Here is a 23,031-nt window from a genome sequence, read left to right on the forward strand (position 1 = left end):
TCTTATTGCGTCTTGCAGCTAGACCTATGCCAACGATCCTCCTTGCGCCTGATGGCGACGGTATCGCTCTGTTTTGATTAAAAACAGCGCGGAGCGGCATAATTGCAACTTCGTTTAAGAACCAAATAGAAATTTCGTCAAAATAAACTCGTAACCTAATTATGTTCGATGAACATGATTACGCTCACGCATACCTTTATTTTAACGAAAATATTTTCTGGCAAAGGTCTTATTTGCCGGCGGGATATTTTCGCCTGAAGAATGACAAAATGAACAAATTAAAAATTGCAGCGAACCAAAAAACTCTCTCTTGCTTTGAAACCACACGCGAAATTAGCGACGTGCACCACAGCGACTTTAATGACGTAGCCGCTATCGTGCTTTCCGTGGAAGACGTACAGCAAGGCCTGGTAGCACAGTTGGAAGAAACCGGTTTAAACATTCCGATCTTTGTCGCTGTCTGCTGTGAAGAAGAGTTGGATAATGCCGTATTACCGGCGCTGAACGGCGTATTTGAACTCTGCGGCAAGAACACTCAGTTTTACGGCAAACAGCTGGAAGCCGCAGCGGTAAAATATGAAAGCGAGCTGCTACCGCCGTTCTTTAATACCCTGACCCAATATGTAGAGATGGGTAATGCCACCTTCGCCTGCCCAGGCCATCAGGGCGGTGAGTTCTTCCGTAAACACCCCGCAGGCCGCCAGTTCTTTGATTTCTATGGTGAAACGCTGTTCCGCTCCGATATGTGCAACGCCGACGTTAAGCTGGGCGATCTGCTAATCCACGAAGGCGCGCCTTGTGACGCCCAAAAACACGCCGCCAAGGTGTTCAACGCCGATAAAACCTATTTCGTGCTGAACGGGACTTCAGCTTCCAATAAAGTGGTAACCAACGCCCTGCTGAGCCGTGGCGATCTGGTGCTATTCGACCGTAACAACCATAAGTCCAACCACCATGGCGCGCTGATCCAGGCCGGAGCAACGCCGGTATATCTGGAAACGGCACGTAACCCGTTCGGCTTTATCGGTGGCATCGACGCTCACTGCTTTGAAGAAGGCTACCTGCGCCAGCAAATCCGTGAGACCGCACCGGAACGCGCCAACGATGCTCGGCCATTCCGCCTGGCGATTATCCAACTAGGGACTTACGACGGCACGATCTATAACGCCCGCCAGGTCGTCGACAAGATTGGCCACCTGTGTGATTACATCCTGTTTGACTCCGCCTGGGTCGGCTATGAGCAGTTCATCCCAATGATGAAAGACTGCTCGCCGCTGTTGCTGGAGCTGAACGAAAACGATCCGGGGATCATCGTTACCCAATCGGTACACAAACAGCAGGCCGGTTTCTCACAGACCTCGCAGATCCATAAAAAAGACAAACACATCAAAGGACAAGATCGTTACTGCAACCATAAGCGTTTCAATAACGCCTTTATGCTGCACGCGTCCACCAGCCCGTTCTACCCACTGTTTGCCGCACTGGATGTGAACGCCAAAATGCACGAAGGCAAGAGCGGCCAACGCCTGTGGAAAGAGTGTGTGCGCATCGGCATTGAGTCGCGCAAAATGCTGTTGGACACCTGCACCATGATCAAACCTTTCGTACCGGAGCAAATCGACGGTAAACCTTGGCAGTCCTACAGCACCGAAGCCATGGCCAACGATCTGCGCTTCTTTAACTTTATCCCTGGCGAAAAATGGCATGCCTTCGAAGGCTATGAAGAGTCACAATACTTTGTGGATCCCTGCAAACTGCTGTTGACCACGCCGGGCATCGATACCGCCAGCGGCGAGTACAGCAGCTTTGGTATCCCGGCCACCATTCTGGCTAACTACCTGCGCGAAAACGGTATTGTGCCGGAGAAGTGTGACCTGAACTCCATCCTGTTCCTGCTCACCCCGGCGGAAGATATCGCCAAAATGCAGCATCTGGTGGCGCTGATTGCCCGCTTCGAAAAACACGTTGAACAAGACTCTTTGCTGAGTGAAGTCCTGCCAACCGTGTACAAGAACAACGAAAAACGTTACCAGAACTACACCCTGCGCCAGCTGTGCCAAGAGATGCACGATCTGTACGTCAGCTACAACGTGAAAGAATTGCAGAAGGAAATGTTCCGTAAAAGCCATTTCCCACGCGTCGCCATGGATCCACAAACCGCCAATACCGAATTTGTCCGTGGCAAGGTGGAACTGGTTTCTCTCGCTAAAGCCGAAGGCCGCATTGCCGCTGAAGGCGCGTTGCCTTACCCACCGGGTGTGCTGTGCGTAGTCCCAGGGGAAATCTGGGGGGGGTCTGCTCAACGCTATTTCCTGGCGTTGGAAGAAGGGATTAATTTATTACCCGGATTTGCTCCTGAATTACAAGGCGTTTATATCCAGCAGGATGAAGATGGCTGGAACCGGGCTTACGGTTATGTCATGAAAGCATAATTAACTTCAGGGAGGCGGCATATTCTTGCCGCCAGACATATTTAGATATTCCTCGAATTTCAATCCGAGATCATACGGCTGCACGAAATTCTAGGGATATAAAAGTGAGAATAATCATGAGCAAATCCAATAATAAGATGGGGGTTGTGCAATTAACGATCCTGACAGCAGTCAATATGATGGGATCCGGCATAATTATGCTGCCAACCAAGCTGGCCGAAGTGGGGACAATTTCCATCGTTTCCTGGCTGGTGACCGCCGTAGGCTCGATGGCCTTGGCCTATGCGTTTGCCAAATGCGGCATGTTCAGCCGTAAATCCGGCGGGATGGGTGGCTATGCCGAGTATGCCTTCGGGAAATCCGGCAACTTTATGGCCAACTACACCTACGGCGTTTCGCTGCTGATCGCCAATATCGCCATCGCCATTTCTGCCGTGGGTTATGGCACCGAACTGTTCGGCGTTGCCCTGCCTCCATTGGGCATCTGTATAGCCACTATCGCCGTGCTGTGGCTGGCTACCGTTGCCAACTTCGGTGGCGCACGCATCACCGGGCAGATCAGCGGGATCACCGTCTGGGGAGTAATTATCCCAGTGGTCGGCATCTCGATTATCGGTTGGTATTGGTTCAGCGGTACCGCTTATCTAGCAGCCTGGAACCCGCATGCAGTGCCTACCTTTGAAGCCATCGGGTCTTCTATCTCGATGACTCTGTGGGCCTTCCTGGGTCTTGAATCTGCCTGTGCCAATACCGATGTGGTAGAAAACCCGGAACGTAACGTGCCTATCGCCGTACTCGGGGGCACACTGGGTGCCGCAGTGATCTACATTGTTTCTACCAACGTGATCGCCGGTATCGTGCCAAATATGGAACTGGCTAACTCCACCGCGCCGTTTGGCCTGGCGTTCTCACATATGTTCAACCCAACGGTCGGTAAAATCATCATGGCATTGATGATCATGTCCTGCGTGGGTTCGCTGCTGGGCTGGCAGTTCACTATCGCGCAGGTATTCAAATCCTCTGCCGACAGCGGTTTCTTCCCGAAAATTTTCTCTAAAGTCAGTAAATCAGGTGCGCCAGTGAAGGGCATGCTGACCATCGTGATTATTCAGAGCGTGATGTCGCTGATGACCATCAGCCCGTCGCTGAATAAGCAGTTTAACGTGCTGGTTAACCTGGCCGTAGTGACCAATATTATTCCGTATATCCTGTCGATGGCCGCGCTGATTATTATCCAGAAAGTAGCCAAAGTACCGGAGAACAAGGCGCGTATTGCCAACGTGATTGCCGTGATTGGGGCACTGTATAGCTTCTATGCGCTGTACAGTTCCGGTGAAGAGGCGATGATGTGGGGCGCTATTGCTACATTCTTCGGCTGGACGTTGTATGGGTTGGTTTCACCTCGCTTTGAGATGACTGAAAAACATAGCTGAGTGAAGAGTGCTTCGGCGCAATGCTGGTCAATTATGGCCAGCAATTTCCCCTCACCCCAACCCTCTCCCACCGTACAGATCGAGTGCCTCATGAACACTTGTCTGGGGAGAGGGAGCTGCTCCAGAGCCGCTGTCAGGCGCAGGAGATAATTTGTAGCACGTTAAAATCCCCTCTTAATTTGAGAGAGGGGACATTTGACTAACTCAAATCCGCCCCATTGCTGGCGATCACCTTCTTATACCAGTAAAACGATTTCTTTCTGGTTCTGGCCAAGGTGCCATTGCCCTGATCATCGCGGTCCACATAGACAAAACCATAGCGCTTACTCATTTCCCCGGTAGAGGCAGAAACCAAATCGATGCAGCCCCAGGAGGTGTAACCCATCACCGGGATGCCATCTTCGATAGCGTCTGCCATGGCTTTGATATGCTCACGTAAATAGCTGATGCGGTATTCGTCGTCGATCTCGCCCTGCGGATTGATTTCGTCCTTCGCCCCCAACCCGTTCTCCACCAGGAACAGCGGCTTCTGATAACGGTCATACATCATGTTCATGGTGATGCGCAGGCCCAACGGATCGATACCCCAGCCCCACTCACTGGCTTGGATATGTGGGTTTTTCAGCGATTTGACGATGTTGGCTGCGCTGCTGTTGTGCTCGTTCATTTCAGCCGAGGCACAACGGGAGGCGTAATAGCTGAAGGAGACAAAATCGACGCTGTTTTTGAGGATCTCACCGTCGCCTGGCTCCATTGCTATAGTGATACCCTTTTCCTTAAACAGACGCTTGGTGTATGACGGGTAAGCGCCGCGAGCCTGAACGTCGATGAAGAACAGGTTCTCGCGATCTTTCTCCAGCGCAGCCCAGACGTCTTCAGGTTTACAGGACCAAGGGTAGAAATTGCCCCCAGCCAGCATGCAGCCAACTTGATTGTGCGGGTTAACCTCATGGGCGATTTTGGTCGCTAACGCACTGGCCAACAGTTCATGATGCGCAGCCTGATATTTCACCTGCTCCTGATTATCGCCTGGCTCGAACACCAGCCCCGCGCCGGAGAACGGGCTGTGCAGCAGGATATTGATTTCATTAAACGTCAGCCAGTATTTCACCAGCCCATCAAAGGCCTCAAAACAGGTGCGGGCGTAGTGGGTGAAGAACTCCACCATTTTCCGGTTGCGCCACGAACCGTATTCCCGCACCAGATGCATCGGCACATCAAAATGGCACAGCGTGACCAGCGGTTCGATGCCGTGCTTTTTGCACTCGGTGAAAACGTCGCGGTAGAAAGCAATCCCTTCCGCATTCGGCACCGTTTCATCCCCGTTAGGGAAAAGACGGCTCCAGGCGATCGAAGTACGGAATACGCTGAACCCCATCTCTGCCATCAGGGCAATGTCATCTTTATAGCGATGATAAAAATCAATGCCAACATGGCTGGGATAGAACTCGCCTTCCCGCAGCTCAAAGCGCTTTTCCTGGCCCAGTTTTACCGCCAGCCGATCTTTACCATGAGGGATCATATCAACCGTGGTCAGCCCTTTGCCGCCCTCAAGATAAGCGCCTTCGGCCTGGTTAGCCGCTAGTGCACCACCCCATAAAAAGTCTGCGGGGAAAACAGATGCTGGCATAAGATACCTCTTCTCAAATATACATTTTTACAACAGGTTATACGGATAACGCGGGCGCCGATTTGGCTTTTTCACTTTCCGCATCTTCGGTGACCGGGATATCTTCAAAGCCCAGCAACAGCGTAAGGATGAAGGAAAGCACCACCGCCAAAATCATCACGCCAAACACCCAGACAATGGTCATTGGGTTGGCCGGATCAAAGAACTGCACGCTGGTAAATAGGCCTGGTGAGGCCATCGAGTGGCTCGCCAATCCGGCAATTCCGGCCACGCCGCCGCAGACAAAACCACTGATCAGCGCTGCGATAAGCGGGCGCTTCAAGCGTATTGCCACACCATAAAGCGCGGGTTCTGAAATCCCGGCAACAATCGCCGATGCCGCAGCGGCCAGCGCCGTCTGACGCAGCTCCGGGTTTTTGGTCCGCCAGGCTACCGCCAACGATGAACCGCCCAGCGAGAGGTTGGCACCAATTTCAGAGGGCATCACCATGCCTTCTTTGCCGGTTTCCGCGATGGTCTGAATGATGGTTGGCGTAAAGACGCGGTGCATCCCGGTCATCACCAGCAGCGGCCATAGCCCGCCCATAATCGCTACGGATAACCACCCCAGATAGCTGTGAATGGTGTACACCAGCGCGGAAATACCGCTACCAATCCAGATGCCCAGCGGGCCAATCAACAAGATGGCGATCGGCGCAGAGATCAGCACGATCAGCATCGGTTTGAGGAAGTTTTTCGTCACGGCTGGCGTGATGCGATCGACCCATCTTTCAATGTATGAGAGCAACCAGGTCATGAACAACGCCGGGATCACCGTGTAGGTGTATTTCACCGCCGTGACCGGGATACCCATAAATTCAACCTGTTGGCCCTGCGCGGCTTTCGCCATCAGATCGATAAATGCGGGATGAACCAGTACCCCAGCAATCGCAATCGCCAGTGACATATTGGTTTTGAATTTTACCGCTGCGGAAGCGGCAACCATCACCGGCAGGAAGAAGAACGCCCCGTCGCCAATGACGTTGAGGATAATCAGCGTCGAGGAGCCTTTGCCGAACACGCCGGTCATATCCAGGATCATGGCGAGCAGTTTCACCATCGAGCCGCCGATAATGGCCGGGATCAGCGGTGACATGGTGCCAATCAGCGCGTCCAGGATCCCCGCACCGATACGTTTGAGAGTGATCTTGTTCTTTTGCGGCGCCGGTTGCTGGGCTACCGCCCCTTCGGGCAACAGTTTCAACACTTCGGCATAGGCCTGTGAAACGGTGTTGCCAATGATCACCTGACACTGATTTTCACTTCTTACCACACCCAGTACGCCACCAATTGCCTTCAGCCTGACGGCATCGACGAGGGTGTCGTCGTTGAGCACAAAGCGTAAACGCGTCATGCAATGAGTCACCGCCGCGACGTTACTCGCTCCCCCAACTGCATCCACTATCGATCTTGATACCGCCGCATAATTCTTAGACATGAGGACAACTCTCATTGATAGGTAACCGGTTCCACACAGGATTGTTGATATTCATATCGAAGATCAATCTATAATTTTTTTTATTGTCTATTTTGTGATTGTGATCGACATGAATGGGTTCGAGAAGCTGCAAAGGGTCTGCTCTAATGCGATTGAATGTGTAGAATGGGGATAATTGTTAAAAGCCGGGAAAACCCTATGTCTACCATGCAGGAAGTGGCAAAAAAAGCAGGCGTCTCAAAAGCCACTGTTTCGCGCGTTCTTTCCGGCAAAGGGTACGTCAGCGAAGCCACCAAAGATCAGGTGTTTAAAGCCATAGAAGAGGCGGGTTATCGTCCCAATCTGCTGGCGAGAAATCTGGCCACCAATAAATCCCAGTGCATTGGCCTGGTAGTCACCAACACCCTCTATAACGGCAGTTATTTCAGCGAGATACTTTCTCAGGCCGCGCAAAAGCTGGAAGACAACGGTCGCCAGTTGATCCTGGTGGACGGCAAGCACAGCGCCGCAGAAGAGCAAGAGGCGATCCGATTCCTGCTCGATTTACGCTGCGACGCCATCATCATCTACCCGCGTTTCTTAACCATCGAAGCGATGGACGACATCATCGAGCAGCACAAGCAACCCATCATGGTGGTGAATCGCAGGCTGAGAAAACACCAAAGCCATTGCATCTGCTGCGACCACAAAGGGGCCAGCTTTAAGGCAACAAAATACCTGATTGAGCAGGGCCACCGGAATATCGCCTTTATTACCGGCTCACTGGATTCACCAACGGCGATTGAGCGACTATCCGGCTATAAAGAAGCCTTAAATCAATATGATATTGAGTTGGATGATAAACTCATCATCAAGGGAAAGTGGACGCCAGCCAGCGGTGCGGCAGCGATGGAGTCCTTGCTCAAGGATAAAATCACCTTTAGCGCAGTACTCTCCAGCAACGATGATATGGCCGTTGGTGCCATCAAGAAATTGAACGAGGCGAGTATTGCCGTCCCCAATGACGTCTCGGTTATCGGCTTCGATAATATCCCTACGGCTCCGTATCTATCCCCGGCGTTATCCAGCGTTAAAGACCCGGTGAGCGATATGATGAGCGAAGTAATCGACCGGCTGATCGCTATGCTAGACGGTGGCTATCTGTCGAAGGACAACGTTTTTGTTTCTGAGCTGCTGGTTAGGGATTCGGTGGTTCCGGGTCCTTTTTGGGAGCAGTGAGCTCGCGGGGCAACATTCGGTGCCCGCACGCAGGCTACTTCTGCCCTGCCCTCCACACACAGTGTGATTTCCACGCGTATTACCATCTTTTCCTCAAGAAACTCGAATTGCTCTTAGCATAACTTATTGATTTTTAATTGATAGAGGTTTTAATTTTGATGGCCCCCCTATTGATTCAACAGCGCCTAAGCGACATCAAGCTACATTTTCAGCTTCATTTCGGCCAGACCAACACTACGGAGATTGGAAATATATCTATTAAAAACAATGCAACAATAAGCTTCCAGAACAAGGTATTTTGAAAAATATATTCATAAATCAACAAACTTTGACATTACATAACGCTCACCAAATAAATCTCATATTTTTCAATTGGTTAAAAATAGAACTTTAGCAACACTCGGTTTTTTTACGAAAAAAACCACTATAAATTGACTGTGTCAGTATAAATGACTACCACTCACTGTATTTATATAAAAAAAAACAAAATAAGTATAAACGCAGGTATAAAACTCTAGGTTCATGGCATCCTGTATAACTTACTTATATAAACAAGAATTCCCTTGGTTTAAATTAAGGTTTTTCATGTTTATAAATGAGAATTTTCTCACCATTAATAACTTACTTTCCCAGGATAAATTAAGGACTTTTAAAAAAAACAATAAAATAGAGAAGGCTACGCATTAGCAAGATAATTGACAGAATTAAGCGCCCCCTCTATCTTATGCTCCAAGCTTGGTACTCAATGGTCATTTATTATTAACCTATTCGCCAACACCAGCTCTAGCGTCAAGGTTTTTTAATAAATGACTAAAGTACCAGGCCAACGACAGGTTAGGGAGTCTCTGTTGTGATGGATTCAAAAGTAAACTGGTGAAGAAATTGATTTCTTCTGCAAATGAAATTGGTTCAATCCGTTCTCGCTAACCAATTTAAATAATGTAAATGGAATGGCAATCATTATGAAATTTAATAAATCCACGTTGTTACTTGGCGCAATCGGCTTGGCATTTGCTGGTTCTGCTTTAGCGACTAGTGGCACCATCAGTATTATCGGTAAAATTACCGATACCACCTGTAATATCAGTGTAAATGGTCAGAGTAACATCGCTACGATCACTCTGCCGACGGTACCTGCAAGTGCGTTACTTCAGGCGGGTAATACTGCGGGTACCACGCCTTTCAGTATTGCTTTGTCAGACTGTTCAGGTACTACCTTTACTACTGCACATACCTTCTTTGAAGCTGGCTCTATGGTTGATATGACTACAGGCCGTCTGAACAATTCGGACAGCTCTGGCGGCGCTACTAACGTGCAAGTTGAACTGCTGAACTCCGCATTAAGCCCGATTAAAGCTGGGGCAACAGACGCTCTGCAAGGCGATATCGAGGTTAATAACACTGCTGGCACTACCACGTTGAATTACTTTGCCCGTTACTATGCAACAGCGGCTGCCGAAGCAGGTTCAGTTAATACCCAGGTCGATTACACCATCATTTATCTATAATAATAACTAGTATCAGGTGGGGGTTTTCCCCACCTTTCTATAAGGGGTGGAGTATGCTCCGCAAAACAGCTTTTATCATAATCAGCTTATTTTCATTTTTTAATTACCCTCTTGCTCAAGCGGCGGTGGTGATTAACGCGACTCGTGTTATTTATAACCAACAAGATAGTGAGTCCGTTTTGCAATTGCAAAATAAAGGAAAGGACCCACTGTTGATCCAATCCTGGATTGATGATGGTGATTTAAAATCAACGCCAAACACGGCACAAAGTCCTTTTACGATAATGCCGCCAATTGCACGTATTGACCCGGGTAAGGGACAGGCACTGAGAATTGCTCGTACCAAGCCAATTACAGTAGCAGATCGCGAAACTCTATACTGGTTTAATGTACTTGAAGTCCCGCCAAAACCGACACAGCAAATAGCTGCGGGCGTTAATCTGATGCAATTCTCCTTTCGCAGCAGGATAAAAGTGTTTTATCGCCCCGCCAATTTGGCTCTGACACCAACTCAAGCCTATGAAAAGCTATCATTCAACGTAAAGAAGGAAGGAATAAACTACGTGGTTTGGGTAAAAAATCCCTCGCCCTATTTTATTACCCTACGTGGTCTAGAACTCAAAAACAAAAAGGAATCGCCAACTCTTGGGACCATAGGTAAACAGCCACGGATGATATCACCGTTCAATGAGTTGAAATTTACACTAGAGGGCTTAAAAGGCCAACCGCAGGCTGGCGCCGCAATTTTTTACAGTGTAATTGATGATTTTGGTGGAGATAGACATAATGAATGGAAGCTCGATAACAAAATCAGCCAATAGTGGCCGCTTAAACCGACCAAAGTTGACTCAACTTGCAGGTATGTTCACGCTAACACCGCTAGCGCTTTTTTTTAGCTCATTTGTATCCGCAGCAGAGACAGTGGAATTTAATGATTCATTCCTCCGGTCACCAGTCAATGTCCGTTTATTTGAACAGGGTAACCCGGTATCTGCGGGTATGCACCGCGTCGATATTTATTTAAATGACCAATGGGTGGGCCGTGAAGATATCAACTTTGCGATGCCTGTTGCTACATCAACGGTTGCTCAACCTTGTTATACGCTGAAGCTGATGGATCTGCTGGGCTTTGATCTGGATAAGGTCGACAAGGAGATTCAGGCCAAGCTGGCTTCTACTGAGCAGTGCGTTGCATTGAATGAGTTAGTACCTGGTACTTCTGCGGCTTATGATAGCGGTAGCCAACAATTTAATGTTTCAGCCCCACAAATTATCCTCAAACGTCACGCCAGAGGCTATGTCAACCCGGCATTATGGGATAAAGGCATCACTGCCGCGATGTTACAGTACAGTTATAATGCCTATCATGCGGAGCAATCAAGGGCATCGGCTCAGACGTCACAGTATTTGAGCTTACGGGGTGGACTGAACTGGGATGTTTGGCGCTTGCGCTACCGTGCGACAGCAAACTGGGGTAATGGGCAAGGCTCAAGTTATCGGGGATCGGAATTATATACAGAGCGTGCGTTAGTTGACTGGCGCAGCAAACTGGTGCTTGGTCAGTCAACTACCGATGGACAGGTTTTTGACAGCATTGGTTATATTGGTGCTCAGGTTGCTTCCGATGATCGTATGTATACCGACTCGCAGCGTGGGTTTGCCCCGGTGATCCGTGGCGTTGCTAATACCACGGCCCTGGTAAAGGTTTCTCAGCGTGGTAACCAGATTTACGAAATTACCGTTCCCCCAGGCCCATTCCAGATAGATGATCTCTATCCTTCTGGTGCTGGAGGGGACCTGCTGATCACCGTAAAAGAGGCGAACGGTAATGAGCATAGTTTTACGGTGGTTTATTCATCTATCCCCGAGTTGTTACGCCCAGGGGTAACACACTATTCGGTGGTTTCCGGAACCTATCACAACTCTGCGGTTTCCTCGGCTCCCCCCTTATTGTTGGGAACCGTAAGGCGAGGATTCTCGAACATTATTACCGGCTATTCCGGGGCTATTGGTTCAACCAATTATCAGTCGTTCTCCGCCGGACTAGCATTCAATACAGGTATTGGCGCTATTTCTGCCGATATTACTCAATCAAGAAGTCAATTAAAAAATGATGAGACAAACCAAGGTCAAAGTATAAGGCTGACCTACGCTAAAATATTGCCGATAATCGATACTAACATCACCCTGGCCAGCTACCAATACTCGAGCTCTGGTTATTACGGCATGGATGATGCAATGGTCACACGTGAAAGGTATCAAAAAGATACTTATCGCAGTTATAACTACAACACTGTAAATCGCCGAAACCGCCTACAGATCAATGCGTCACAAGCTTTACCTGAAGGGTGGGGAAGTATTTCGGTCAATGCCAGTATTCAGAACTATTGGGATCAGAGCGGCACCGATACTGAATATCAGATGAGTTATAATAACTATTATAAGAGAATAAACTATGGAGTTAACGTCGGGCGTATCCGCGATCTGAACACCAATAGCTGGGATAATAAAGTGATGTTCACCGTATCACTCCCATTGGGTCTCAGCGATAAGACTCCCTACTTAACCACCAGTTACACGCAAGAGAAAGAGCACCGAGGTATACAGAACTCTGTTGCCGGCAATGTCGGGGAAGATCGGCAATATGGGTACAATATGTTTGCTAATGGCGACCGCTATTCCGGTGAGAATATGCATAATACCACCACAGGAGGAGGTAGTGTTTCCTGGTCAGCGCCTTATGCCACCTTGGGCAGCAGTTTCTCTACCAGTCGAAATTACCAGCAGTACGGTGCCGATATTTCTGGGGGCATCGTAGCTTACAGTGGTGGTGTGGTGTTTACCCCCCTGTTGGGGGATACCGCTGCAATTGTTGAAGCCAAAAATGCCCAAGGGGCGCGCGTCACCAACTATAACGGCTTGCGGCTGGATAAATGGGGTCGCGCCGTGGTGCCTTACCTGACGCCATATCGCCAGAACGGAGTTGAAATTGACCCCAAAGGGATCTCCCACGATATCGAACTCAAAAGCACTAGCCAGAACGTAGCGCCAACGGCAGGGGCAGTCACTCTGTTGCGCTATGAAACGGCAGAGGGTTATTCCGTGCTGATTAATACTAAAGATATCCGTGGATTGCCGCTCCACTTCGGTGCTACGGTATTTGATACAGAGCACAGAAACGTCGGTTATATCGCACAGTCGGGTCAAGGATTATTAAGGGTCAAACAGCAGCAGGGGGAATTAACCGTGCAGTGGGGCGATGAGGCTGGGGCACGTTGTAAATTTAAGTACAATCTACCGCAATTTATCGCTAAAACAGCGGCCGACTTCCGTCGCCTTGATGCTATTTGTAAGTAATTAAGGAATAAATGAAGATGATGACTATGCGAGCTGTCACCAACTGCGTTGTACCACAGTTGACGGTACAGGTAATTGACAGAGCAAGGATGGTTCTGCTTTTTCTGTTGGCTACCATCCTGGTAGGAATACACTCGCCAGCGAAAGCTGAGGGTTACGTGGTAGACTGCCTCCGGAATGGGGGCAACTATTACCAGTTCTTCAATACTACAAGAATTCAGATCGGTAATAATGCTCAAGTAGGGGATTTACTGGGGACTTGGATAAATTCATCGGACCCTGTCGCCTGGAACTGTACGCCAGTGGTGGCCAGCTATCCCAATGCGGTAGTACAAATGAGCACGCAGGGCTATCCGCCTTATACCGTCTGGGGAAGCAAGAATGTGGACGGATCGACGTACACCGTCTACAACACTACCGTTAAAGCAGGTTTAGGCTATGTAGTCCGTTGGCGCTATACCATTAATGGCACCACCAGTGCCTGGCAACCGCTGACGATCGCCCAAGGCGGGCAGCAGGATTCAACTACTTCAGTCACCACATCCAACACCAATGGGTCTTTTACTTTCGGCGTTGATGTGCAAGTTCTCTTTGTCAAGACCACCACGGCGTTGACAGCGGGTACCACCAGTGCGTTCGACCCGATATATGTTCGCTGGAAGCAAGTCTCTTCAACCGCCGTCGGCACCCAAGTTGGTAGCGGCACCTATATGATCGCCGATTTTCAGCCAGGGAATTTGATTACCTTAACTGGAGGAACCTGTACCACGCCAAATGTGCCCGTAAATCTACCAGAGGTCGGGCGAAACCAGTTTACCGGTATCGGGACGTCCGGAGGATTAACACCCTTTGTTTTGAAATTTAATAATTGTTCTAGTGGGATGAATCTTGTGCAGTACAGCTTTACGCCAACCACCTCTGTGGCAAATGCGGCGAATGGTGTGGTGGTGCTCGATAGTAGTTCGACAGCCACTGGGGTTGGAATGCAACTATTGTTGAATCCGACGACACCGGTGACTTTTGGCACCACTTATCCACTCACCAGTTACAATCCAGCGGTGAGCAACGGAAATTATACGCTGCCGTTGTATGCAGGTTTGTATCAAACAGGAGCCGGAGTGACACCAGGCTTGGTCAAGAGCTCGATAACCTTTACCGCAAGTTATAAGTAACCACTATGACAATGTTAAGCCGAAACCTGTATACCGTGCCCGTTTTGTTACGCGGGCTGATTATAGCCCTGGCTCTGTTATCTGTTCATCCGTCGTGGGCGGCTATTTCTCTGGGCCAAACACGACTGATTATCAGTGCTAAGGATAAAGAATCCACATTAAACGTAAGTAATGAAGGGGCACAGCCAGTACTGTTGCAAATGTGGATAGACCTCGGTGACAATAGTATTTCACCCGAGAAAATTGCGGTTCCTTTTGTGATTACCCCACCGATCGTACGTCTGGATGGGAAAAAGACGCAAAGGTTACGGGTGATGTTTACAGGTAGCGATGCCGACGTTCCAGCTGACAAAGAATCGGTCTATTGGTTGAATGTTTTGGAGATCCCCCCTAAACCATCAGGCATTGTACCAGTGAATGAAGTTCAGCTGGCATTTATAACCCGAATAAAAATTTTTTATCGACCGAAGAAAGTCAACGCTATGGACATTTCCCATGTAGAGGAAAAACTACACTTTAGCTTAATCAATCAAGGTGGGAAGATGCTACGCATCGAGAATCCTACGCCTATAAATCAGACGCTGATCTCCATATCGATTGGGCATGATATAAAAAAAACAATCTTCAGTTTTCATCCTGAGGAAAGCATGATCCCCCCCTACTCGACAAAAGACTATCCACTATTAAAAATAAAAGGGAGCGTTGACAAGACGATGATGGTGTTTATTTCAACGATTGGTGATTATGGTGAGATAATTAACAGTGGGAACCCCTTGGATGACTAGAGACTTAATGGTCATTGCTATGCGTGCAGGTGAGTTAACCCAGAGTTACCAGAAAAGTAACGATATGCTACCCCATTCTTTTTGATGAGTTATTAGTCAGTAAAATCACTCACCCCATCAAGGATGTAAATTCCATCCTTACGATGACTCGCCAGCCTGGAATCAGGCGGGCGAGGACTGGAAAGTATAAAGTAACTGTAATTTCATGTACCAGTCACGTTGCCGAGAATTACACAAATCATTGAAATAACTGTTGATTCGTTAGAATTTTGCGAGCGCCAGGTTTATCCTTAAGGATATATCATTACTCTCATAGCAATACGAGTTATAACCGCGCGCAAATTTGAGTGCACGCCAGAACAGGGGAGATCCTAAACAATTGGTTAGTAGGAATTAAGAGTGACTGAATAGTCCTAACGCCTAACTTTTTTAACGCTTTTCGTTTATAATGCCCCACTAATTTAGGGCTAATAGAGAGAACTTGAGATATCTTTTTATAATCAAACTCCATTAAAATGCCATTTAACACTTGCCTCTCACGTAATGACAAAGGTTTGGCTACCTTCTTAAAATACTCTGAAAATTCCGACAAATCATTACTCATGAGTTCATTAATCTGTCGCGTGATAGATGAAAGAGAGTTTTGTGTATCAATAAAACCTATCCGTGCACAAGTCTCCAGCAAGTAATCTATCAACCCGGAACTTCTGTATACATCCAAAATTATTATCACTCGGTGCTGATGACTTTCTTGGAAAATAATTTCTATAAAAGACAGAATATCCATTACGGTATAGTCTGAACCTTGCAAGGATATAATAAAAAGATTAGCTTTATTTACCGAAAGCAGATGTAAATGGCATTGATGTATTTTTTCAGAACTGAGTACTCTACAACTAGATGGCAGAAGCTCGCTTAACCCCAGTCGGGTAAATTGGCACGGGTGTAAAATAGTAGCATGCGTGATACTCATTTTTAAATCCTTAAGTTTTTACGTGTTATCCATAACAGACATCTTTACAACGTAATCATTACAAAAATAGCTAAAATGAAATAGGAAAACCAAAGATAATAAACATGTTGACCATGAAGTATATACTTAAAAAAGTCAGCATTCAGTCGATAATATTATTTACTTCAAGCAAACCAACAAGGTCGATTACGCTATGAATATTCAACTTTTCTAATATATTTCTCTTGTGAGAACTTACTGTTTTTGCACTGATATTAAAAAACTTTGAAATCTCATGGTTTTTAAGACCTTTGGCCAAGGCAATAGCAATAGAAACCTCTCGTTTTGAAAGCTGACTAAAAACACCAAGCTGAACGCCATCACTATGATCACTGTAGCTTGGAAAGCAGTTAATGTCGTTAACAATTAAATTAATTGCATTCAACAACACTTCAAATGAGTGTTTTCTGGAAATGAAACCATTAGCCCCCATCTGAGAAACCCTACGCGAATAAACCCCCTCATTACTTCCAGAATAAACTAATATTTTAGTATTCTTGCACTCTCTTTTTATACTGGAAATCACCTTCATGGTTGACATATTGACATCCAGAATAATTAACCCCGGCTTTTCTTTTACTATCTCCACAAGGAGATCTAAGTTATTTTCAGGACTGCCAATAACTCGCATATCCAAACGGCTACTGATTAATGTCGCTAGAGAATCACGAACTATAGGATGCTCATCAATAATATAAACTGATGGCCTAATGACTTTATTTATAGTATCCATAAAGAAACCACTACTTGAAGAAAGGACTAATTAATTTTTAATAGCCACTTTTTAAGGGTCAGCAAATTAACTGAAATCCTCTATTGATAATTGATATCAATAGTTGCCGTTGCATTCGCAGTTCCACTGCTGGAACTCTGCGCATTTGCTGTCCTGTAATAGTTAGCCGTGAACCGAATAACATCTGAAGTCACGCTACCCACCGCATCACCTACGGCAAGTGCGGAAGAGGTATTTGCCACACCAAATTTAACGGGTTGGTATTGCGCACCAGACTGCCCAAAAGGTAATGATTTAAGCTGAAGTGCAAACCCTTTTGCCACATTACTGCCACTGAATGCAATCAAGCCACGCGTATTGCTAGGATCATTGATGGTATCAGCCTGACTGGCGTTAACTCGATAAATGACTGCGGTTTTCGGCAAGCAACGCAGGCCAATTTGGAATGATACCGGTGTCGTGGTCGCTCCCACATTCTGACTGGAAAATTCAGAGGAAATCCGGTTACCCATATTTACTGTTTTATACAGATCGCTGGAAACAATGCCGCAGGTACGGACCGAAAAATTCACATGGTCAACGTATAAGTTAAAATAAAAGTCATCATAAGCGGTTTTGTCCGAACTGGTATAATTAACCATCCGAAATCGCATATAGTGCAGGAGACCACCGGTTCCCCAAGGAAACGAACCAGCTACGGCGTTAGCCGTTTGATACCCCTGAAAGCCCACATTCTGGATCCCAAAATCCTGCATACGGATCACCACTGGATTAGTGGGTGTTGCGTTGGCAGCCAGGATAAAAGGTGCGCCCAGAGTATTAGTACCTGCAGCACCGGTAAACCAGACCTTATCCCCGGCCGGGCTGTTGTACCACATTTCTGCAGAATAGTAATAGTTGCCACTACCATAGGCGGTGGTCTGCTGCATATTCGGATAACCCTTATTGGTAAACCGGGTATCTGGAATCAAGTGTGTTTGTAACACCGGAGTAACCTGCACGGGTGCTGTACAGGTCAAGCTCCATGCAGCACTGCCGCTGTTCGATGATGGCGTGGCATAAGTGGTATTCGTCGGGCTGGGATATTTACCATCATTTACAGCGACAATACCATTTGCTGAGGGTATTTCTACGTAGGGACTCAGTACCGGAATACCAGGAGTCCAGACGCAGGCACGAACGGCCAGTGCCTGTTGCGGTAGCAGGCCAGATAATAGGGTGATAAGGAATGCTCCTATCGCCCGCTCATTACGTATAATATTTACTAGAAAGAGTTTCATTTTTGTTCTCTGGCAGCTTATTTCATAGGTGTACATGGCAGGGATAATTGGCGCATCCCATGAGTTTTGTCAGTCGCTTTCTCTTTGGCAAAATGATAGCGAATACGGCACTGTCCGGTTAAATCGGAGCGCCAAGAAACAAGCAGCAGTCCATCATCATTCAAGCCACTGGCATACAGTACGCCACCCTGACCAACCATACCGACATTATTGCCCTTCTCATCCACAACCATTGCTCCCATAGGTAAAGGTTCACCATCAGGTGTCGTACTTTCGATGAACGCCTTATTTCCCGAACGGGTATCGAATTTAACTTTGACGATTGCGCCACTATAGGGCACAACTTTGCTACCACTGCTTAAAAGTTCCGTATTTTCAGGCATGCCTTGTGGATCGATATTAATAGTATTATTGCGATAAGCACTGAGATAAGGCACAATCGCATAACCGAAACGGTCAATAGTGACGCCTGAAATATTTTCCACTCTGGCACCTGAGGCATCTTTTGCCTCTACCAACGCCATGGCATCTGCAGCATATTGCCCCAAAGTCAGCCCACCTGAATGAACAACCGCAGAGCCGGACATCCCCAAGGCATATTGCCGGAAATTTTTTCCCTGGCTGGCTGACACTGATGCCTGCCCCATGGAGTGATTTTTAGCCATATTGCCAGACACAGAGCTTTGATTGTGGGAATCAGTACTGCCTGACATTCCATAAGACAGAGAGTTATCATGCCCCAGTGAGCCATTAAGACCCAGCGTGGTTTGCGACAAGCCTTCACTATTCGTGTTAAGGCTGGTGGTAACACTATGATATCCATAACGTTCACTACCAAAGGGGATACTTAATGTCAGCATATATTGATTTTCGCTTTCACCTGAATTATTGCTTACTCGCGAAATAGAAGTGCCGACATTAATATTCTTAACTAAAAATGAATATCCTGCCTGATAATTGCTCGATGAGCCAGGCCTATCCCAATAGGATAGGATAGAACCAGAAATAAACAGGCTACCGTAATCTAAAACTTGTTGACTGATTGCCAGTTCAAAGCGCCCTTTCTGGCGCAGAACATGACTATAATCCAGCTCACGCTGCTGTGCTGCCTCATTGAAACCATAATAACCCTTATCAGAATAGCGATAGGTCGCTAATGATAAAAACGTTTGGCTAATTTCCAAATACTTGCTATGAGAGGCTTTAACACTCCAACCTCGGCTGTTACCCGATGGCAGGTCTGCCGATGAGCCTGTAATATCAACCCCCAGAGCTCCAAGACGAGTATTGAATGCAGAACCTACTACAGCAGACTGATAATTTTCTGAGAACTGACTCCCTGCATAGGCCGTTACATTATTAGATACCCCACGGGAATAGAGTGCTTGCAAAAATGTAGGTTTGCTACGTAAAATTTGGTTATTCAACTGCCCAAAGGTCACAGCATAACGGGAGCTATTGTCGCGTAATAATGATGCTACCGAAGAGTAAGGTACTGAAAATGTCTGTACCGTCCCATCCGTTTCAGTAACAACCACATCCAGTTCACCGCCATATCCAGTAGGATAAAGATCATCGATCGCAAAAGCGCCAGGAGCAACGGTAGTTTTATTTAGCAAAACTCCTCGCTGGCTTACTTGTACCAGTGCATTGGTACGCGCTACACCACGTACTACCGGTGCAAAGCCCTGCTGTGAAGCAGGCAGCATACGGTCATCGGAAGCAAGTTGGATGCCACGAAAGCTTAAGCTATCGAAGTATTGTCCGGATGTATTGTATTCACCGGCTACCAACATACCCTTAAAGGCTGGTAATGGGCGTTGCAGATAACTGTTCAGCGTTGTCCATTTACTAATACCGTTATTGCTGCTGCTATAGTTGGAATTATTTCTCAGTTGCCACAAACCCAAGTTCACGCCACTATTGAGTAAGGTGAAAAAGTTAGAATTAGTAAGTGCCTGTTGATTACCATTAATACGGGACTCATAATAGTTTGCATTATAATTAATAAAGCCCGCATTAATACCCGCATCCCACAACTCTTGACTAACGTCCCCTTGAGATTCACGTTGCAAGTAAACCTGCGGGATCGAAAAATCCACAGCCAAGTCTGGCATGTTTATGATATAACTGGCAGTAGGTATCAGTGAGTTGAGTAACACACAACTGCCGGGGTCTGAATCAAGCGGCACATTTTCAACCTTAAGATCCAGCAATCTTATTAGCTCTTTACTCAGACAGACAACTTTTTTATTTTCAATATCTTTTATGAGTAGGTTAACCTTACCCACAAGCTTTTTATTAACCAGAATAGACATGCTGTAACTACCTGGTGTAATATCATTACCATATGCAAAACGAGCAACATCGACCTTTTCTGATCCCACTAAGAAACTAGTGTTATATAAGTACGCCTGCCCCTTGGAACTATCCTGCGGTATCACAGATGCATCAGCACCCCAGGCTGCCCCCACCAGAGTTATATTGGCTAACAATAATACCAGAGCAACTTTAGACGTTAAATTTCTGGTATTTTCTTCATTTATCTGGTCCATAGAGAGAATGTCGTCCTTATATAATTCAAAGCAGGTTATAAAAGTGTTTCAGTGTATTCCTTTGCACCACCTTGATCGTTAATGAGAAGGTAGTTCAGTTTCATAGGCAATGTACTTTCTGGCACTTTAACCTTGGTACTCAAGGACCCGAATGGTGCGATCATGCCAAAACGTTGTAATGAAACCGACACGGGCTTATTATTCACCATGACATCAACCTGAGAAAAAGACAGATAGTAAGGCGATGTATTTTTACAACTGAGCGTCAGCATCTGCGGTGTCTCTTTGTTGCCAGTACAACTAATCTGTTTAGCCAGTTCATCCGTTTTTGGTGTTGCCAGTTCTGCAGGGCGATAAAATAGTTTTATCCTACTTCTGAATGCCAGCTGTAAACTATTTTCTTTATTATTGGCGTCTGTTGGCGGTATTTCAAAGACATTAACCCAAAATACAGACTCTCTATCTTTTACCGATATGCTACCATTATAAATTATACGTAATGACTGTCCCTGCTTAGGTTCCATACGAAACATTGGCGGTGTAATAGCAAACGGTGTTTTAGGCATTTTTGCCGACATGGCTGAATGACCATCATCAACCCATGCTTGTACTAGCACTGGCAATGAATTGTCATTTTCAATGCGCAGAGAAACCTCCTGTTTATCGCTAGGAAAAACCACACGCGTGCCGTGTATAATAACGCTAGCGGACGCATAACTGACATAGTTACTTAATGCCAATGCCAAGATGATATAGGGCTTTAATTTATTCATATTCGTCTTGTGAAAATTAAAAATGAATAGAGGGGTACCCCCCTCTATATAATAATTTAGCTAACTTACTGGTATGACAGAGTGTAAGATACTTCAGAATTTGCAGTCCCTACCTCAGCCTCACCAGTAGCGTAATAGGCTGCAACATAGTTCAGTGTCGCATTACCGCCAGTCAGCGTAACGAAGGTTTGTGCCGGAATGACACCGTTGACAGGCTGCAAAGCACCCATGCTGTCATAGAGCGCGATTTCAACATTACTGGCTTCTGAGGTAGCATCCAGATTCAAGCGGCCAGCCGGGTTACCCAACGTCAGAGACTCGAAATGAGCGGCAACCGCGGTGTTACCACCAGTACAGCCTGTCAATTCTATTGCGAAGTTTTTCGCGCCTGCAGTCTGTCCAGAAGTCATCAGGGATGATGCCGGAACACTGCCCAGATTGACTAATTGCGGAGCCGCAACGCCACCATTAATTGAACAGGTGCTTGCAGTGATATTACCGGTGAAATTAACTTGGCCATCCGCAGCACTTGCTAAATGGGAGGCACCAGCCAAGAGGAATGATAATGCTAATGCAATTTTTTTCATTTAAAATACCATTTAAGAAGTAAGTTTCCCTATAATCTATGACTAGATCATATCATTTGAGTCATTCCCTAGCGAACTACGGAATATTAATAACTCAACACCCCGACAAAGCAGAACACACTTAGCCTTGAATGCCTGACTATAATAGTTATCTTTTCCTATTTGTGTATAGATATGAATCCCCCATTTTGGGGTAAGCCTTTTCCTGAATTTTTCTAGGATTTTACTTATTTTTTACTCAGAACAACGTTGTTAAATATACCATCCTATTGTTTTTGTTATATTTATAACGAAATATCCGTTGTATTTATATTAATTGATAAGCATTCGTATTTGTAAATAAAGCTATATCATGTTCCAATTTATACCGTGCATCCGTTCGATATAGGATACAGATGTCATTGCAACGCCGGTTTTACCTGACGCTGACTGAAAATAGGAGTATTTATCTACTCCGATACAGATGGTGAGGTAAGTTTAGGCGTTATAAATCATGGTAGTTTCAGTCTCCGTATCTAAACCGGGCCATTGTCGGTATTGCCAGTCGATCAGGGTAGAGAAGTCTCTTAATTGGGCAACGGTGCCAATCCCCCCGTCTTAACGGTCAGTTTATTTCAAGACGGTAAATGTTTTATCCCCTGCTATAGACACAATCAAGCTGATTTTTCCGGTGGCTAAAACCCTTGATGCAGCCAACGTAGTAGACCTGAAAACAGCCAAACGGAGTAACAACCTATTGGTGGGTAGTGTCTTTTGTAGCAATCGCAGGCCAGGTAGTCGAAGTCTGAGCTCTCACATCGGTTGAGCGAGTATTGCTGATAGCGGCACAAACAGCCGTTTGATTTTCTTCATGTTCCCCCCCAACCTAATGACCACGTGATATCACCCTCATAAGAGTGATATGCACTTTCATGTCAGCGGCTAACCCCCTCCGTCTACTACCTATCTATTTTCACGACTATATATATTGAACCGCTCGTTATAGCTTAACGAGAGACTAATTTGGCTATTACGGCCTATTTTTAACATACTACTTACAATTAAATCTAATTTCATATACTTGCAGCGAGTACCTATCA

Annotated in this window: 16 protein-coding genes; 8 read left to right on the forward strand and 8 right to left on the reverse strand. The window is 46.5% G+C overall.

Going from position 1 to position 23,031, the window contains the following annotated elements:
- Positions 1-269: 269 nt before the first annotated feature.
- Together speF and potE are read left to right on the forward strand one after the other, a co-directional pair.
- The gene (gene speF, locus ACMV5I_RS08810; protein ID WP_024529040.1) at positions 270-2,432 is read left to right on the forward strand and encodes an ornithine decarboxylase SpeF; all 2,163 of its coding nucleotides are present in this window, start codon (positions 270-272) and stop codon (positions 2,430-2,432) included.
- Positions 2,433-2,548: 116 nt separating this feature from the next.
- Positions 2,549-3,865: a putrescine-ornithine antiporter gene (gene potE / locus ACMV5I_RS08815; RefSeq protein ID WP_414824155.1), complete on the forward strand. Its 1,317-nt coding sequence runs from the start codon at positions 2,549-2,551 to the stop codon at positions 3,863-3,865.
- Between the two features lie 199 nt (positions 3,866-4,064).
- Here the strand turns inward: potE and ACMV5I_RS08820 are convergent, their stop codons facing one another.
- Both ACMV5I_RS08820 and ascF read right to left on the reverse strand, forming a co-directional pair.
- Positions 4,065-5,495 (reverse strand): 6-phospho-beta-glucosidase, encoded by a 1,431-nt coding sequence (locus tag ACMV5I_RS08820; protein ID WP_414824156.1) that lies wholly within the window; start codon positions 5,493-5,495, stop codon positions 4,065-4,067.
- A 37-nt stretch (positions 5,496-5,532) separates the two neighbouring features.
- On the reverse strand, positions 5,533-6,972 hold the full coding sequence (ascF, locus tag ACMV5I_RS08825; protein ID WP_414824157.1) for a PTS cellobiose/arbutin/salicin transporter subunit IIBC: 1,440 nt from the start codon (positions 6,970-6,972) through the stop codon (positions 5,533-5,535).
- Positions 6,973-7,170: 198 nt separating this feature from the next.
- Here ascF and ACMV5I_RS08830 point away from each other — a divergent pair, with 198 nt between their 5' ends.
- From ACMV5I_RS08830 to ACMV5I_RS08855, 6 genes are all read left to right on the forward strand, one after another.
- On the forward strand, positions 7,171-8,190 hold the full coding sequence (locus ACMV5I_RS08830) for a LacI family DNA-binding transcriptional regulator (RefSeq protein WP_414824158.1): 1,020 nt from the start codon (positions 7,171-7,173) through the stop codon (positions 8,188-8,190).
- A gap of 962 nt (positions 8,191-9,152) precedes the next feature.
- Positions 9,153-9,698 (forward strand): fimbrial protein, encoded by a 546-nt coding sequence (locus ACMV5I_RS08835; RefSeq protein ID WP_414824204.1) that lies wholly within the window; start codon positions 9,153-9,155, stop codon positions 9,696-9,698.
- Between the two features lie 53 nt (positions 9,699-9,751).
- A complete protein-coding gene (locus ACMV5I_RS08840; RefSeq protein ID WP_414824159.1) occupies positions 9,752-10,519 on the forward strand; it encodes a molecular chaperone in 768 nt (255 codons plus the stop codon).
- A complete protein-coding gene (locus tag ACMV5I_RS08845; RefSeq protein ID WP_414824160.1) occupies positions 10,485-13,055 on the forward strand; it encodes a fimbria/pilus outer membrane usher protein in 2,571 nt (856 codons plus the stop codon). Before ACMV5I_RS08840 ends, ACMV5I_RS08845 begins: the two co-directional genes overlap by 35 nt.
- A gap of 11 nt (positions 13,056-13,066) precedes the next feature.
- Positions 13,067-14,227: a fimbrial protein gene (locus ACMV5I_RS08850; RefSeq protein WP_414824161.1), complete on the forward strand. Its 1,161-nt coding sequence runs from the start codon at positions 13,067-13,069 to the stop codon at positions 14,225-14,227.
- A 5-nt stretch (positions 14,228-14,232) separates the two neighbouring features.
- Positions 14,233-15,012 carry a molecular chaperone gene (locus ACMV5I_RS08855; protein ID WP_414824162.1) on the forward strand — a complete coding sequence of 260 codons (780 nt, stop codon included), beginning with the start codon at positions 14,233-14,235 and terminating at the stop codon, positions 15,010-15,012.
- Between the two features lie 325 nt (positions 15,013-15,337).
- Here ACMV5I_RS08855 and ACMV5I_RS08860 read toward each other — a convergent pair whose 3' ends face one another.
- The 6 genes from ACMV5I_RS08860 to ACMV5I_RS08885 form a co-directional block, all read right to left on the reverse strand.
- Entirely contained in the window at positions 15,338-15,985 is a 648-nt protein-coding gene (locus ACMV5I_RS08860; protein ID WP_414824163.1) for a LuxR C-terminal-related transcriptional regulator, read from the reverse strand.
- Between the two features lie 142 nt (positions 15,986-16,127).
- Entirely contained in the window at positions 16,128-16,757 is a 630-nt protein-coding gene (locus tag ACMV5I_RS08865) for a response regulator transcription factor (protein ID WP_202672593.1), read from the reverse strand.
- Positions 16,758-16,837: 80 nt separating this feature from the next.
- Positions 16,838-18,037 (reverse strand): fimbrial protein, encoded by a 1,200-nt coding sequence (locus tag ACMV5I_RS08870; RefSeq protein WP_414824164.1) that lies wholly within the window; start codon positions 18,035-18,037, stop codon positions 16,838-16,840.
- A 17-nt stretch (positions 18,038-18,054) separates the two neighbouring features.
- Positions 18,055-20,592 carry a fimbria/pilus outer membrane usher protein gene (locus ACMV5I_RS08875; protein WP_414824165.1) on the reverse strand — a complete coding sequence of 846 codons (2,538 nt, stop codon included), beginning with the start codon at positions 20,590-20,592 and terminating at the stop codon, positions 18,055-18,057.
- A gap of 35 nt (positions 20,593-20,627) precedes the next feature.
- Complete coding sequence (locus ACMV5I_RS08880) at positions 20,628-21,365, reverse strand: molecular chaperone (RefSeq protein ID WP_414824166.1); 738 nt, start codon at positions 21,363-21,365, stop codon at positions 20,628-20,630.
- 65 nt (positions 21,366-21,430) lie between these two features.
- Positions 21,431-21,952: a fimbrial protein gene (locus ACMV5I_RS08885; RefSeq protein WP_260513169.1), complete on the reverse strand. Its 522-nt coding sequence runs from the start codon at positions 21,950-21,952 to the stop codon at positions 21,431-21,433.
- Positions 21,953-23,031 lie beyond the last annotated feature (1,079 nt).

Origin of the sequence: Serratia sp. T13T92, assembly GCF_047530105.1 — a bacterium.
GTDB lineage: Bacteria > Pseudomonadota > Gammaproteobacteria > Enterobacterales > Enterobacteriaceae > Chania > Chania fonticola.